This is a genomic window from Comamonas humi (genome assembly GCF_054782535.1).
In genome coordinates, this window is sequence record NZ_BAAGSH010000013.1 from 116,136 (window position 1) to 130,358 (window position 14,223).

Sequence of the window (14,223 nt, forward strand, 5' to 3'; positions counted from 1 at the left end):
GATGACCGCCGCCCCTATCCCCAGTATTCCCGCCTTCGCCCACAGCCTCGTCACCCGCGACGCGCGCGGCGTCTACACCCTGCAGATCCACGATGCCAAGAGCCTGAACATTCTGGCCACGCCCGTCACCCGGGGGCTGACCGAGGCCGTGCGCTGGATCGCCGCACAGCCCGATGCGCGCGCCGTGGTGATCCGCGGCGCCGGCGACAAGGCCTTCGTGGGCGGCGCCAACATCTACGAGATGGCCGAGCTCGATCCCCAGGGCGGCCGCGAGTTCATCACCAACCTGCGCCGCCTGTGCGAGGCGGTGGCCGACATCCCGGTGCCGACGATCGCCCGCCTGTGCGGCTTCTGCCTAGGCGCCGGCATGGAGCTGGCCGCCGCCTGCGACATCCGCCTGGGCTCGCGCGACGCGGTCTTCGGCATGCCCGAGGTGCGCGTGGGCATCCCTTCGGTGATCCACGCCGTGCTGCTGCCCGCACTGATCGGGCCGGGCGCGACCAACTGGCTGCTGCTGACGGGCGAGAACGTGGATGCCGAGCAGGCGCTGCGCTGGGGCTACCTGCAGTTTGCCTGCGAGCCAGGCGAGCTGGACGCGCTGCTGGAGCGCACGCTGGCCCCCATCGTCCACAGCGGCCCGCGCGCCGTGCGCGCCCAGAAGGCGCTGCTGCGCTACTGGAGCCAGGCGACGGAAGAGGCCGGCCTGGACCGCAGCGTGGAGGTATTCGGCGATGCCTTCACCACCGCCGAGCCCCGCGAGTACATGGCGCCGTTCCTGGCTCGCCGCCACGCCAAGGGAGGCTGACCATGCCCGGTCCGCTGCAAGGCGTGCGCGTGGTTGACATGACCTCGGTGGGCATGGGCCCCTACGCGACGCAGATCCTCGGCGACATGGGCGCCGAGGTATTCAAGATCGAGCCGCCCGAGGGCGATGTGTTCCGCAGCTCCGCGCCCGCACGCCACGCGGGCATGGGCCATGCCTTCCTCAACCTCAACCGCAACAAGCGCGGCGTCACGCTGGATGCCAAGCAGCCCGAAGACCATGCCCGGCTGCTGGCGCTGATCGCCGATGCCGATGTCTTCGTCACCAACGTCCGCCCCAAGGCGCTCGCCCGGCTGGGGCTGGACGCGGACACCCTGTGCGCGCGCCATCCGCGCCTGGTCTATTGCTCGGCCGTCGGTTTCGGGCAGGACGGCCCGTATGCCGCCCAGCCCGCGTTCGACGACATCATTCAGGCCATGAGCGGGCTGGCCGACCTGCAGGGCCGCAACGCGGGTGCGCCCGCCTATGTGAACACCATCCTCGCGGACAAGGTGGCCGGGCTCACGCTGGCCTATGCCATTCCGATGGCGCTGTACGAGCGCGAGAAATCCGGGCGCGGCCAGGCGCTCGAGGTGCCGATGTTCGAGACCCTGGTGTCCTTCACCCTCGTCGAGCACCTGGGCGGGCACAGCTTCGTGCCGCCGCTCGGCCCCATGGGCTACAGCCGCGTGCTCTCGCCGCAACGGCGGCCCTACCGCACGCGCGACGGTTTCCTGGCGCTGCTGCCCTATACCGACGCGCAATGGCAGCGCTTCTTTGCGCTCGCGCAGCGCGAGGACCTGGCCCGGGATGCGCGCTACGCCACGGCCGCGGCACGCGCCGGGCACTTCGATGCGCTGTACCAGGACCTGGCCGACATCGTCGCGCTGCGCGGCACCCAGGAATGGCTGGACCTGCTGGCGCCGGCCGACATCCCGCACTCGCGCGTGAATGCGCCCGAGGACCTGTTCGACGACCCGCACCTGCAGGCCACCGGCTTCTTCCAGCAGGTCGAGCACCCGACGGAGGGCACGCTGCGCATGCCGTCCATTCCGGTGCGCTTCTCGCGCACGCCCGGGGCCATAGCCCGGCTGGCGCCGGCGCAGGATGCCGGCCCGGCCGCGCCCGGCACGGACCCGTGAAGAACCTCACGCTCAAGCAGCTGCGCGTGTTCTGCGCGCTCTACGAGCTGCGCAGCTTCACCGCCGCGGCGCGGGCGGCATTCGTTACCCAGTCCGCCGTCAGCAAGCTGGTGGCCGAGCTGGAGTCCGAAGTGGGCCAGCCCCTGTTCGAGCGCTCCACGCGCAGCGTCACGCCCTGCGAGGGCGCGGCGGACTTCTATGCCTATGCGCAGGAGATCCTGGGCACCGTTCGCGCCGCCGAGCGCAGCATGTCGGGCCTGCGCTCGCTGGAGCGCGGCACCGTGGGCGTCGCGGCATCGCCGCTGATGATGGTCGGCCTGCTGGGCGACGTGGTGGCTGCCTTCCACCGTGCGCACCCCAAGGTGCAGCTGGAGCTGTTCGAGCTGTCCACCGACGACACCATCGCCCACGTGCGCCACGGCCGCGCCGATTTCGGCATCGTCTCGCACCACCAGGCCGTGGAAGACCTTTCCGCACGGGTGATCTACCGCGACACCATGTTCGCGGCCTGCGCCCCTGGCCACGAACTGGCCGCACGCCAAGCCGTGCGCTGGGCCGACGTGGCCGCGCAGGACCTGATCATGCTGCGCAACGTCTACAGCGTGCGCAGCAGCCTCGACCGGGTTGCCCACGACCGCGGGCTGCGCTTTCGCTACCGCATCGAGGCCGGCATGCTGCTGTCCGTGCTGCAACTGGTGGGCGCGAACCTGGGCATCACCGTGGTGCCGGGCTATGCCTGCGCGCTCGCGCGCCAGCTGGGCCTGCAGGTGCTGCCCATCGGCGATGCGGACCGGCAGGGGCACGAGCTGCTGCTCATCCAGCGGCACACCGCGCGCCTGTCGCGGGCCGCCGCAGTGTTCGTGCAGCTCGCGGAGGCGCAGCTGCGCGCACGCGAGGCGCAGGACCAGCCGCATTGATCCGATTCCGGAATGGGTTCATGAATATTCATCCCTTGTTGGCATGAGCACCCCGGCGCATCATCCGGCCCCATCCCCGCCCCGCAGGAGACGAACCCCATGACCCAGCCATCCTTTCTTTCGCGCCGCGATGTACTGGCCGCCGGCACCCTGGCCGCGCTGGGTGCGCTGTCCGGCAGCGCCGCTGCCCAGTCGCCCTGGCCGAGCAAGCCCATCACCATCGTCGTGCCCTTCTCGCCGGGCAGCGCCACCGACACCAGCGCGCGCCTCATCGCCGAGAAGCTGGGCCCGCGGCTGAACGTGCCGGTCATCGTCGACAACAAGCCCGGCGCCTCGGGCACCATAGGCTCGCAGTTCGCCGCCCGCGCCCAGCCCGACGGCTACACGCTGATCCTCACCAGCAGCTCCACCCATTCGGCCACGCCCGCGTTGTTCCGCAAGCTCTCGTTCGACCCGACGGGCGACTTCGTCCACGTGATACGGATCGCCACCATCCCGATGATGCTGGTCGTGCGCAGCGAGGCGCCCTACCGCCAGCTGCAGGACTTGGTCGAGGCCTCGCGGACCAAACCGCTGGCCTACGCCTACGGTTCGCCGACGAGCCAGATCGCCGGCGCCACCTTCAACCGCCTGACCGGCGGCGACGCCAACGCCGTGCCCTACAAGAGCCAGCCGCCGGCGGTGACGGACCTGCTCGGCGGCCAGGTGGACTATTTGTTCGCCGACCTGTCGGTGGTCACCTCGTTCATGCAGGCCGGGCGCCTGCGCGGCCTGGCGTTCACCGGCAAGACGCGCGCCAAGGGCTTTCCCGCCGTGCCCACGCTGGAGGAGCTGGGCCACCAGAACTTCGACCTCGTGGTCTGGGTCGGCGTGGCCGTGCCCGCGAAGACGCCCGACGCCATCACCCAGCGCCTGAACCATGAAGTTGCCGCGATCCTGCGCGAGCCCGACGTGCTGCAACGCCTGGAGTCGCTGGGCATGCAGGTGGCGCCGAACACGCTGGCCGAGCATGCGGACTTCACCCAGGCCCAGCGCAGGATCTGGACCCAGCGCGCGATCGACGCCAGGATCGAGCCACAGTGAGCCTCGGCCCACTATAGAAAAAAGAGCTATTGGCGCTTGACTGGCGGGCGCTGGATGCCAATTTGACTCCAAATTCCTGTAGCCCTATCCATCCACGGCCTGCACCACCTGCAGCCAGCGCCGCAGCACCGGCGCGTCGTGGCCGGCCTGCCACATCACGCTGGTCTCGCAGACGGGCATGGCGGGCGCGCCCGGCGACTCCTTGAGCTCGCGGTAGACCACGCCGGCACGCTGCAACCGGCTCACACTTTGCAATACCCAGGCCAGGCCCAGCTCGGCCGACACGAGGTTGACGATGGTCTGCATCTGGATCGCCTCCTGCGCCACGTTCAGCGCCCGACCGGCCGCCGCGTAGCGGGCCTGCAGGCCGTCGTGCACGGCAGGCAGGATGGCGCGCGGGAACAGCACCAGCGGCTCGTCGCAGACCTGCTCGAAACGCAGCGCGCGCGCCTTGGCCTGCGCATTCACCAGCGGGTGCCGCTCGGGCAGCGCCAGCCACAACGGCTCCTGGCCGATCACCTGCCGCACCATGCCGGGCGGCGCAGGTTCGTCCCGGGCATGCAGCACGATGCCGGCGTCGATGCTGCCCTCGCGCAGCCATTGCAGCTGCACATCGCTGGTGGCCTCGGTCAGCTCCAGGCGCACGCCGGGGCTGGCGGCGCGAAAGGCCCGCACCCACTGCGGCAGCCCGCCAAAGCCCACGGTGGAGACAAAGGCCAGGCGCAGCCGCCCCACCTCGCCGGCGGCGGCGGCGCGCGCCTGCTCAGGCAGGGCCAGCGCGCGGGCGATCAGGTCCTGCGCCTGCGGCAGCAGCGCCGCGCCGGCCGGCGTGAGCTGCACGCTGCGCTTGTTGCGATCAAACAGGCGCACGCCGAGCTGCCGCTCCAGGCCGGCGATGGCCTGGGTCAGCGGCGGCTGGGTGATGTTCAGGCGCTGCGCCGCGCGGCCGAAGTGCAATTCCTCGGCCACCATGGCGAACTGGCGCCAGGCGCGGATGTCGATGAAGGGCTGACTCATATGCAAAACATATTAATCAAGAATTTGAAAGGTATTGGATCAAATTACACCAGCGTCGCATACTAGGAGCTGCTGTTTTTTACAACCATTCGAGACCCACGATGCCCGCCTACCGTTCCAAGACCTCCACCGCCGGCCGCAACATGGCCGGCGCCCGCTCGCTGTGGCGCGCCACCGGCATGAAGGACGACGACTTCTCCAAGCCCATCATCGCGGTGGTCAACTCCTTCACCCAGTTCGTGCCCGGCCACGTGCACCTGAAGGACCTGGGCCAGCTCGTCGCCCGCGAGATCGAGGCCGCCGGCGGCGTGGCCAAGGAGTTCAACACCATCGCGGTGGACGACGGCATCGCCATGGGCCACGACGGCATGCTGTACTCGCTGCCCAGCCGCGAGATCATCGCCGACAGCGTGGAATACATGGTCAACGCGCACTGCGCCGACGCCATGGTCTGCATCAGCAACTGCGACAAGATCACCCCCGGCATGCTGATGGCCGCGATGCGCCTGAACATTCCGGTGGTCTTCGTCTCGGGCGGCCCGATGGAGGCCGGCAAGGTGCGCCTGGCCGTGCCCGGCACCTCCACCATCCAGATCAAGAAGCTCGACCTGATCGACGCCATGGTGATGGCCGCCGACGACAAGGTCAGCGACGCCGACGTGGCCGAGGTGGAGCGCTCCGCCTGCCCCACCTGCGGTTCCTGCTCGGGCATGTTCACCGCCAACTCGATGAACTGCCTGGCCGAGGCGCTGGGCCTGGCGCTGCCGGGCAACGGCACCGTGGTGGCCACGCACGCCGACCGCGAGCAGCTCTTCAAGCGCGCCGGCCGCCGCATCGTCGAGCTGGCCCGCCAGTACTATGAGCAGGAAGACGCACGCGTGCTGCCGCGCTCGGTGGGCTTCAAGGCCTTCGAGAACGCGATCACGCTGGACATCGCCATGGGCGGCTCGACCAACACCATCCTGCACCTGCTGGCGATCGCGCAGGAAGCCGAGATCGACTTCGGCATGACCGACATCGACCGCCTCTCGCGCACCGTGCCGCAGCTGTGCAAGGTGGCCCCCAACACCAACAAGTACCACATCGAAGACGTGCACCGCGCCGGCGGCATCATGGCCATCCTGGGTGAGCTGGAGCGCGCCGGCAAGCTGCACACCGACGTGCCCACCGTGCATGCCGCCACGCTGGGCGACGCGCTGAACCAGTGGGACATCACCCGCACCAGCGACGAGGCCGTGAAGACCTTCTACATGGCAGGTCCCGCAGGCATCCCCACGCAGGTGGCCTTCAGCCAGAACACGCGCTGGCCCAGCCTGGACCTGGACCGTGCCGAGGGCTGCATCCGCTCGTACGACCACGCCTTCAGCAAGGAAGGCGGCCTGGCCGTGCTCACCGGCAACATCGCCAAGGACGGCTGCGTGGTCAAGACCGCGGGCGTGGACGACTCCATCCTGGTGTTCGAGGGCCCGGCCCATGTGGTCGAGTCGCAGGACGAGGCCGTGGAGAACATCCTGGCCGACAAGGTCAAGGCAGGCGACGTGGTCGTCGTGCGCTACGAAGGCCCCAAGGGCGGCCCCGGCATGCAGGAAATGCTCTACCCCACGAGCTACATCAAGTCCAAGGGCCTGGGCAAGGCCTGCGCGCTGCTGACCGACGGCCGCTTCTCGGGCGGCACCTCGGGCCTGTCGATCGGCCACTGCTCGCCCGAGGCGGCAGCCGGCGGCGCGATCGGCCTGGTGAAGAATGGCGACCGCATCCGCATCGACATCCCCAATCGCACCATCGACGTGCTGGTGAGCGACGAGGAACTGGCCAAGCGCCGCGAAGAGCAGAACGCCAAGGGCTGGAAGCCGGCCCAGCCGCGCCCACGCAAGGTATCGGCCGCGCTCAAGGCCTACGCCAAGCTGGTGATGTCGGCCGACAAGGGCGCGGTGCGCGACCTGTCGCTGCTGGACTGATGGCCGGCGGCTGACCGCCCCCACCGAAAACGCCAGCCCGCGGGCTGGCGTTTTTTATGGGCGAGGCGCCCGCCCGGCCGGAATAACAGATATCTCAGCGGCGGCGCACGCCCTGCCCCAGCGCCTTCTTGCTGCGGTCTATGCGCGCGGCCTTCTTGGCGTCTTCCTTTTCCATGGCACGGCGCTTGGTGTAGCCCGACCAGTCGGCCCAGGCCCACCACAGCGCGGCCAACGCGAACGGCACCAGCACGGCCACCCACGACCACTGCGCCACCGGTCCGAATTCCAGGACCTTCATCAGCAGCAACACCACTCCCAGACCCAGCAAATACATGGGCATCCTCCCTGTTTTCGACCGGTGCGCCTGCGCCACACCGGTCCGTTTGATGACGGTAGAATGCAATGTAACCCAAGCATAGGAGAACACACGATGAAGCGTATTTTGGTTGCCTCGGTTCTGGCCATTGCCGCATCGGCGCCCGCATGGGCCGACCAAGCCCTGGCGCAATCGAAGAACTGCATGGCCTGCCACGCGGTGGACAAGAAGGTGGTGGGTCCGTCCTACAAGGATGTGGCCGCCAAGTACGCCGGCCAGAAGGACGCCGTCGACAAGCTGGCCCAGAAGATCCTGAAGGGCAGTTCCGGCGTCTGGGGCCCGGTGCCCATGCCTGCCAATGCGCAGGTGAACGAAGCCGATGCGAAGAAGCTCGCCACCTGGGTGCTGACGCAGAAGTAAGCAGCAATGGAAGGCCCGCCGGCCTGCATGAAAAATGGCGCCTCGGCGCCATTTTTTTATGCCCTGAACCGCTTCATTTCAGCCACTGCTGCGCGGCCTTGCGCAGCTCGCCGCGGCTGTCCTGCAGGCCCCAGGCGAACTGCATCACGCGGGTGTAGTCCGCATCGTCCTTGGGCAGCATGAAGCCCAGCTGGTTGACCGGCGTGAGCGGCTGCTCGACGAAGGCCGCGGCCAGGCGCGGATCGGCCTTGCTGTAGTGCAGCGCCTCGTAGGTTTCGGTGATCATCACGTCGCCCTTGCCCTCGGCGATCAAGCCGGGGATCTCGGCGTTCTTGTCGTGCGTGCTGACCTGGGCGCTCTTGAGGTTCTCGAGCACATAGGCCTCATTGGTACCGCCGGGGTTCTTGATGACGCGCACGCCCGGCTGGTTCAGGCTTTGCGCCGTGGCGAACTTGTCCTTGTCGGCGGCGCGCACCAGCGCCACCTTGCCGAACGGCGCATAGCCCGGCAGCATCTCGGCCTTGGCGATGCGCGCCACGTTGCGCGTGATGCCGCCCACGGCCACATCAAACTTATCGGCCTGCAGGTCTTCCATCAGCTTGGGCCACGAGGTGTCCACGTACTGCACCTTCACGCCCATGTCCTTGGCCATGCGCTCGATCAGGTCGATGTCGTGGCCGCTGTAGGCGCCGTTGGCCTTGATGGCGAAGGGCCGGTAGTCACCCGGCGTACCCACGCGCAGCACCTTGGTCTCGAGGATGCGGTCAAGCCGCGGCCCGGCTTGCGCTGGCGCGGCCATCGCCATGACCACGGTTGCCACGGCCAGCGCCGCCCCTGCCATTTTTGCTTTCATCGTTTGCCTCCAAAAGCATCCATGGTAGCGGCGAACCCGGACAGCGCGGCGTGGCAGCGTCAGTAGCGCGAGATCTGGCCCTGATTGATCTGCACGCGGTCGCCCTGGCGCAGATCGCCCGGATGGGGCACGTCGTAGATGCGCTGGCCGCCGTTCTGCAGGTTGATGACGATGCGGTAGCCCTGTTGCTGCTGGTAGCGCGGGGTCTGCGACTGCTCGATGGCATTGCCCGCCACCGCGCCGCCCACGGCGCCCGCAGCGGTGGCCGCGGCACGGCCGAAACCGCCGCCGATCTGGTTGCCGACGACGCCGCCCACCACGGCACCCAGGATCGCCCCGATGCCGCTGCTGCCGCCGCGCGGGGCCTGGGCATTCAGCACCTCGATATTGGCCACATAGCCGTACTCAACACCCTGCGGCGCTTGCGCGGATGGCGGGTACGAGGGGTAGCCGGGCTGCCCCTGCTGCGGGTACTGCTGCTGCGGATAGTTGGGGTAGCTCTGCGGCTGGTTGGGATAGCCGCCAGGATATTGCTGGCGCGGCGCCTGCACGCAGGCGCTGAGGGCGGCGGCCAGCCCCAATGCGGCCACCAGGCGGGCGCTGCGTTTTGCTTGCATGTTATGGATCATCTTCTTCTCCTGTGCGATGCCTAAATGGGTTGGAAAGGCGCCGGGCCTACTTGGTTCCGGTGGAACCGTAACCGCCCTCGCCGCGCGCGGACACGTCGTCGAAGTCCTCGACCAGGTTGAAGCGCGCCTGCACCACCGGCACGATCACCATCTGCGCCAGCCGCTCCATGGGCTGCAGCACATAGGTCTCGGGGCTGCGGTTCCAGGCGCTCACCATCAACTGGCCCTGGTAGTCGCTGTCGATCAGCCCCACCAGGTTGCCCAGCACGATGCCGTGCTTGTGGCCCAGGCCCGAGCGCGGCAGGATCATGGCCGCGTAGCCCGGGTCGCGCAGGTGCATGGCCAAGCCCGTGGGCACCAGCTGCCAGGCGCCGGGCGCCAGCGTGAGCGGGGCATCCAGGCAGGCGCGCAGGTCCAGGCCGGCGCTGCCGGGGGTGGCGTACTGGGGCAGTTGGTCGCGCATGCGCGCATCCAGCACCTTGATATCAACGATCATGGATTTCTCTTGCTTTTAGGTTCAATCAAACAGACAACGCGCGAAGGCCGCGCCGCGTGCACGCAATGCTAGGGGCAATGCGGCAAGGCACCGCCGCACAGCCCCACTTTTACCGGTGCTTACGCCTGTGCGCGGCGCGCTTCACGCGCGCTTTTCACTTCTTCGCCGCGCGCAGGTGCTTGCCGACGAAGTGCAGGATCAGCAGGATGCCCACGGGCGGCAGTGCAATCGCCAGGCCCAGCATGAACAGCCAGCCCAGCAGCTTGGCCCAGTTGAACGATCCTGCGGGCGCCTGCGCCACGGGCTCGCGGCCCCACACCTCGGTGCGCGGCTTGCCTGCAGCCTCCTTGGCCTTGGCGGCCTGCTTGAGCCGCTCCAGCAGCTGCGTGGCCGCATCCACCGTGCTGCCGGCCTGCGGCTGGCGGATGGCGCCGGGCGACCGGGCGGCGGCAGGCAGCGATGGCAGCGTGGCCACCACACCCGCCTTGCGCGCATTGTCCGCCAGCAGCTGGTCCACATAGCGCACAAAGTCGCCGTTCTTCGGGCCCTCGTACATCCTGCCGATGACGGTGGAGGAATGGTTGTGCACGACCATGTTCATGCTCAGGCTCCCGCGCCACCCTTCAGCCGGGCGGCAATCTCCTGCACCAGCTGCTGCGCCAGCGCCTGCTTGCTGGCGCGCGGCAGCTCGCGGTGGCCATGCTCATCCACCAGCAGCAGCGCGTTGTCGTCCTGGCCGAAAGTGGCCGGGCCGATGTTGCCCACCAGCAGCGGCACTTGCTTGCGCCTGCGCTTGGCATCGGCGTTCGCCAGCAGGTCCTGGCTTTCGGCGGCGAAGCCCACGCAGTACAGCTCGCCGCTTTGCGCGCGGGGCAGCCGCGCCACGCCGGCGAGGATGTCGGGGTTCTCCACGAAGGCCAGCTGCGGCACCTGGCCGCTGCCGTCCTTCTTGATCTTGTGCTCGGCGGCGTTGGCGGGGCGCCAGTCGGCGACCGCAGCGGTGGCGATGAAGATGGTCGCCGCCGGCGCCTGCTGCATCACGGCGTCGTGCATGTCCTGCGCCGAGCGCACGTTGATGCGGCGCACGCCGCGCGGCGTGGGCAGATGCACCGGCCCGGCGACCAGGGTGACCTCGGCGCCCGCGGCGCTGGCGGCCTGCGCGATGGCGAAGCCCATCTTGCCGCTGGAAAGATTCGTGATGCCGCGCACCGGGTCGATGGCCTCGAACGTGGGGCCGGCCGTGACCAGCACCTGCTGGCCGCGCAACAGCTTGGGAGCGAAGAAGCGCTGCAGCTCCTCCTCGATCTCGGCGGCCTCGAGCATGCGGCCGTCGCCGGTCTCGCCGCAGGCCTGGTCGCCGTTGGCCACGCCCAGCACCTGCGCGCCGTCGGCCTGCACCTGGCGCAGGTTGCGCTGGGTGGCGGGGTGGGCCCACATCTCGCGGTTCATCGCCGGCGCCAGCAGCAGCGGCACGCGCTCGATGGGCCGGGCCAGGCACAGCAGGCTCAGCAGCTCGTCGGCGCGGCCCTGCACCAGCCGCGCGATGAAATCGGCGCTGCACGGCGCGATGACAATGGCGTCGGCCTCGCGGCTGAGGTTGATGTGCGGCATGTTGTTGGGCTCGCGCGTGTCCCACTGCGACAGGTAGACCGGCCGCCCGGACAGCGCCTGCATGGTCACCGGCGTCATGAACTGCTGGGCCGACTCGGTCATCACCACCTGCACCGTGGCGCCTGCCTTGATGAGGCGCCGGCACAGTTCGGCCGACTTGAATGCCGCCACGCCGCCGCTGAGGCCGAGAACGATGTGTTTGCCGCTGAGCTGGTTCATGGCGCCGAATGTAGCAGACGCCGAGAGGCCTTCCGGCCGCCACATGCCCCCGAGGCATGCGGGTGATCGGCGGGCATCTATAATCGCAATTTCCCACCACCTCAAAGACATGACCAAATTTGTCTTCGTTACCGGCGGTGTGGTGTCTTCCCTGGGCAAGGGAATCGCCTCTGCCTCGCTCGCCGCGATCCTCGAATCGCGCGGCCTCAAAGTCACCCTCATCAAGCTGGATCCGTACATCAACGTCGATCCCGGCACCATGTCCCCCTTCCAGCACGGCGAGGTGTTCGTCACCGACGACGGCGCCGAGACGGACCTGGACCTGGGCCACTACGAGCGTTTCATCGAAACGCGGATGAAGCAGTCCAACAACTTCACCACGGGCCGCATCTACCAAAGCGTGCTCGAGAAGGAGCGCCGCGGCGACTACCTGGGCAAGACGGTGCAGGTGATCCCGCACGTCACCAACGAGATCCAGGAGTACATCAAGCGCGGCGCCGGCCTCGGCACGCCCGATGCCGTGGACGTGGCCATCTGCGAGGTGGGCGGCACGGTGGGCGACATCGAGTCGCTGCCCTTCCTGGAGGCCGTGCGCCAGCTGGCGCTCAAGCACGGCCCGAACAACTCGGCCTTCGTGCACCTGACCTACCTGCCCTACATCGAGGCGGCCGGCGAGCTCAAGACCAAGCCCACGCAGCACACGGTGCAGAAGCTGCGCGAGATCGGCATCCAGCCCGATGCGCTGCTGTGCCGCGCCAAGCATGCCGTGCCGGGCGACGAGCGCGACAAGATCTCGCTGTTCACCAACGTGCCGGCCTGGGGCGTGATCTCCATGTGGGACGTGGACACGATCTACAAGGTGCCGCGCATGCTGCACGAGCAGGGCCTGGACGGCCTGATCTGCGACAAGCTGCGTCTGAACACCCCGCCCGCCAGCCTCAAGCGCTGGGACGACCTGGTCTACGAGACCGAGCACCCGCAGGGCGAGGTGCAGATCGCCATGGTGGGCAAGTACGTCGAGCTGTCGGACGCCTACAAGTCGGTCAACGAGGCGCTCAAGCACGCCGGCATGCAGAGCCATGTGCGCGTGAAGATCACGCACGTGGACTCGGAGACCATCTCCGACGCCAATGCCCGGGAGCAGCTGTCGAAGTACGACGCCATCCTGGTGCCCGGCGGCTTCGGCAGCCGCGGCGTGGAAGGCAAGATCTCCACCGCCCGCTACGCCCGCGAGCAGAAGATTCCCTACCTGGGCATCTGCCTGGGCATGCAGGTGGCGACCATCGAGTATGCCCGCCACGTGGCCGGTCTGGACGGCGCCAACTCCACCGAGTTCGATGCGCGCTGCAAGCACCCGGTCATCGCCCTCATCACCGAGTGGAAGGACGAGGACGGCACGATCAAGACGCGCAACGAGAACTCCGACCTGGGCGGCACCATGCGCCTGGGCGCGCAGTCCTCGGATGTGCAAAAGGACACGCTGGCCCACAGCATCTACGGCGACGTGGTGACCGAGCGCCACCGCCACCGCTACGAGGCCAACACCCAGTACCTGGACCAGCTGCGCGAAGCCGGCCTGGTGATCTCGGCGCTGACCCAGCGCGAGCACCTGACCGAGATCGTCGAGCTGCCGCAGGCCGTGCACCCCTGGTACATCGGCGTGCAGTTCCACCCCGAGTTCAAGTCCACGCCCTGGAGCGGCCACCCGCTGTTCAACGCCTTCGTGAAGGCGGCGGTACAACACCACAAGGCCGGTAAAAAAGCCTGAAAAAAGTGAGCTGCCAGCGCTTGTATTGCAAAGGTTTCCAATACTTTTCATATTGAAACCCTCCAACAGCAATCGCCAGCAGCTATTATTTTTTTAATCTCCCGAGGAACCCACCATGAAACTCTGCGGCTTCGACGTCGGCCTCGACCGGCGCTTTTTCCTGATCGCCGGACCCTGCGTCGTCGAGTCCGAGCAGCTCCAGATGGACGTGGCCGGCCAGCTCAAGGAGATGACGGCGGCGCTCGGCATCAACTTCATCTTCAAGAGCAGCTACGACAAGGCCAACCGCAGCTCGGGCACGAGCTTCCGTGGCCCGGGCATGGACAAGGGGCTGGAGATCCTCGCCAAGGTCAAGAAGGAACTGCAGGTGCCCATCCTCACCGATGTGCACACCGAGTCCGAGATCCCGGCCGTGGCCGCCGTGGTCGACGTGCTGCAGACCCCCGCCTTCCTGTGCCGCCAGACCGACTTCATCCGCGCCGTGGCGCAGTCGGGCAAGCCGGTCAACATCAAGAAGGGCCAGTTCCTCGCGCCGCACGACATGAAGAACGTGATCGACAAGGCGCGCGCGGCCGCCAAGGAGGCTGGCCTGCCCGAGGACAGCTTCATGGCCTGCGAGCGCGGCGCGAGCTTCGGCTACAACAACCTGGTCTCCGACATGCGCAGCCTCTCCATCATGCGCGAGACCGGTGCGCCGGTGGTGTTCGACGCCACCCACAGCGTGCAGCTGCCCGGCGGCAACGGCACCAGCAGCGGCGGCATGCGCGAGATGGTGCCGGTGCTGGCCCGCGCGGCCATCGCCGTGGGCGTGGCCGGCGTGTTCATGGAAACGCACCCCAACCCGCCCTGCGCGCTGTCCGACGGCCCCAACGCCGTGCCGCTCAGGCACATGAAGGCGCTGCTCGAAACCCTGGTGGCGCTGGACGACGTGACCAAGAAGAACGGCTTCCTCGAAAACGACTTCCAACCCTGAGAGCAACGACCATGCCGTC

At 68.2% G+C, this 14,223-nt stretch carries 15 protein-coding genes; 8 read left to right on the top strand and 7 right to left on the bottom strand.

Annotated elements, in window-relative coordinates:
* Position 1 precedes the first annotated feature (1 nt).
* The 4 genes from ACYVKR_RS14630 to ACYVKR_RS14645 all read left to right on the top strand — a co-directional run bounded on the left by ACYVKR_RS14630 (position 2) and on the right by ACYVKR_RS14645 (position 3,944).
* Entirely contained in the window at positions 2 to 805 is an 804-nt protein-coding gene (locus ACYVKR_RS14630) for a Clp protease/crotonase-like domain-containing protein (protein WP_460481649.1), read from the top strand.
* A 2-nt stretch (positions 806 to 807) separates the two neighbouring features.
* Positions 808 to 1,944 carry a CaiB/BaiF CoA transferase family protein gene (locus ACYVKR_RS14635; protein WP_460481650.1) on the top strand — a complete coding sequence of 379 codons (1,137 nt, stop codon included), beginning with the start codon at positions 808 to 810 and terminating at the stop codon, positions 1,942 to 1,944.
* On the top strand, positions 1,941 to 2,861 hold the full coding sequence (locus ACYVKR_RS14640; RefSeq protein WP_460481651.1) for a LysR family transcriptional regulator: 921 nt from the start codon (positions 1,941 to 1,943) through the stop codon (positions 2,859 to 2,861). Before ACYVKR_RS14635 ends, ACYVKR_RS14640 begins: the two co-directional genes overlap by 4 nt.
* 99 nt (positions 2,862 to 2,960) lie before the next feature.
* Positions 2,961 to 3,944: a Bug family tripartite tricarboxylate transporter substrate binding protein gene (locus ACYVKR_RS14645; RefSeq protein WP_460481652.1), complete on the top strand. Its 984-nt coding sequence runs from the start codon at positions 2,961 to 2,963 to the stop codon at positions 3,942 to 3,944.
* Positions 3,945 to 4,028: 84 nt separating this feature from the next.
* On the opposite strand, the gene ACYVKR_RS14650 is transcribed toward ACYVKR_RS14645, so the two are convergent.
* Positions 4,029 to 4,961 carry a LysR family transcriptional regulator gene (locus ACYVKR_RS14650; RefSeq protein WP_460481653.1) on the bottom strand — a complete coding sequence of 311 codons (933 nt, stop codon included), beginning with the start codon at positions 4,959 to 4,961 and terminating at the stop codon, positions 4,029 to 4,031.
* A 101-nt stretch (positions 4,962 to 5,062) separates the two neighbouring features.
* Here ACYVKR_RS14650 and ilvD point away from each other — a divergent pair, with 101 nt between their 5' ends.
* Positions 5,063 to 6,919, top strand: coding sequence for a dihydroxy-acid dehydratase (ilvD, locus tag ACYVKR_RS14655; RefSeq protein ID WP_460481654.1), 1,857 nt, complete (start codon positions 5,063 to 5,065; stop codon positions 6,917 to 6,919).
* A 94-nt stretch (positions 6,920 to 7,013) separates the two neighbouring features.
* Here ilvD and ACYVKR_RS14660 read toward each other — a convergent pair whose 3' ends face one another.
* The gene (locus ACYVKR_RS14660) at positions 7,014 to 7,253 is read right to left on the bottom strand and encodes a TIGR04438 family Trp-rich protein (RefSeq protein ID WP_460481655.1); all 240 of its coding nucleotides are present in this window, start codon (positions 7,251 to 7,253) and stop codon (positions 7,014 to 7,016) included.
* Between the two features lie 96 nt (positions 7,254 to 7,349).
* Between ACYVKR_RS14660 and ACYVKR_RS14665 the strand changes: the two genes are divergently transcribed.
* Positions 7,350 to 7,655: a c-type cytochrome gene (locus ACYVKR_RS14665; RefSeq protein WP_460481656.1), complete on the top strand. Its 306-nt coding sequence runs from the start codon at positions 7,350 to 7,352 to the stop codon at positions 7,653 to 7,655.
* A gap of 73 nt (positions 7,656 to 7,728) precedes the next feature.
* Here ACYVKR_RS14665 and ACYVKR_RS14670 read toward each other — a convergent pair whose 3' ends face one another.
* The 5 genes from ACYVKR_RS14670 to coaBC all read right to left on the bottom strand — a co-directional run bounded on the left by ACYVKR_RS14670 (position 7,729) and on the right by coaBC (position 11,463).
* Positions 7,729 to 8,508 carry a type 2 periplasmic-binding domain-containing protein gene (locus ACYVKR_RS14670; protein ID WP_460481657.1) on the bottom strand — a complete coding sequence of 260 codons (780 nt, stop codon included), beginning with the start codon at positions 8,506 to 8,508 and terminating at the stop codon, positions 7,729 to 7,731.
* A 59-nt stretch (positions 8,509 to 8,567) separates the two neighbouring features.
* The gene (locus ACYVKR_RS14675) at positions 8,568 to 9,125 is read right to left on the bottom strand and encodes a glycine zipper 2TM domain-containing protein (RefSeq protein WP_460481658.1); all 558 of its coding nucleotides are present in this window, start codon (positions 9,123 to 9,125) and stop codon (positions 8,568 to 8,570) included.
* Between the two features lie 58 nt (positions 9,126 to 9,183).
* Positions 9,184 to 9,633, bottom strand: coding sequence for a dUTP diphosphatase (gene dut, locus ACYVKR_RS14680; protein ID WP_460481659.1), 450 nt, complete (start codon positions 9,631 to 9,633; stop codon positions 9,184 to 9,186).
* 154 nt (positions 9,634 to 9,787) lie between these two features.
* Positions 9,788 to 10,234, bottom strand: coding sequence for a hypothetical protein (locus tag ACYVKR_RS14685; protein WP_460481660.1), 447 nt, complete (start codon positions 10,232 to 10,234; stop codon positions 9,788 to 9,790).
* 2 nt (positions 10,235 to 10,236) lie between these two features.
* Positions 10,237 to 11,463: a bifunctional phosphopantothenoylcysteine decarboxylase/phosphopantothenate synthase gene (coaBC, locus tag ACYVKR_RS14690; protein WP_460481661.1), complete on the bottom strand. Its 1,227-nt coding sequence runs from the start codon at positions 11,461 to 11,463 to the stop codon at positions 10,237 to 10,239.
* Between the two features lie 109 nt (positions 11,464 to 11,572).
* Between coaBC and ACYVKR_RS14695 the strand changes: the two genes are divergently transcribed.
* Both ACYVKR_RS14695 and kdsA read left to right on the top strand, forming a co-directional pair.
* Positions 11,573 to 13,231: a CTP synthase gene (locus ACYVKR_RS14695; protein WP_460481662.1), complete on the top strand. Its 1,659-nt coding sequence runs from the start codon at positions 11,573 to 11,575 to the stop codon at positions 13,229 to 13,231.
* A gap of 115 nt (positions 13,232 to 13,346) precedes the next feature.
* Positions 13,347 to 14,204: a 3-deoxy-8-phosphooctulonate synthase gene (gene kdsA / locus ACYVKR_RS14700; RefSeq protein ID WP_460481663.1), complete on the top strand. Its 858-nt coding sequence runs from the start codon at positions 13,347 to 13,349 to the stop codon at positions 14,202 to 14,204.
* The last annotated feature ends 19 nt before the right edge of the window (positions 14,205 to 14,223 follow it).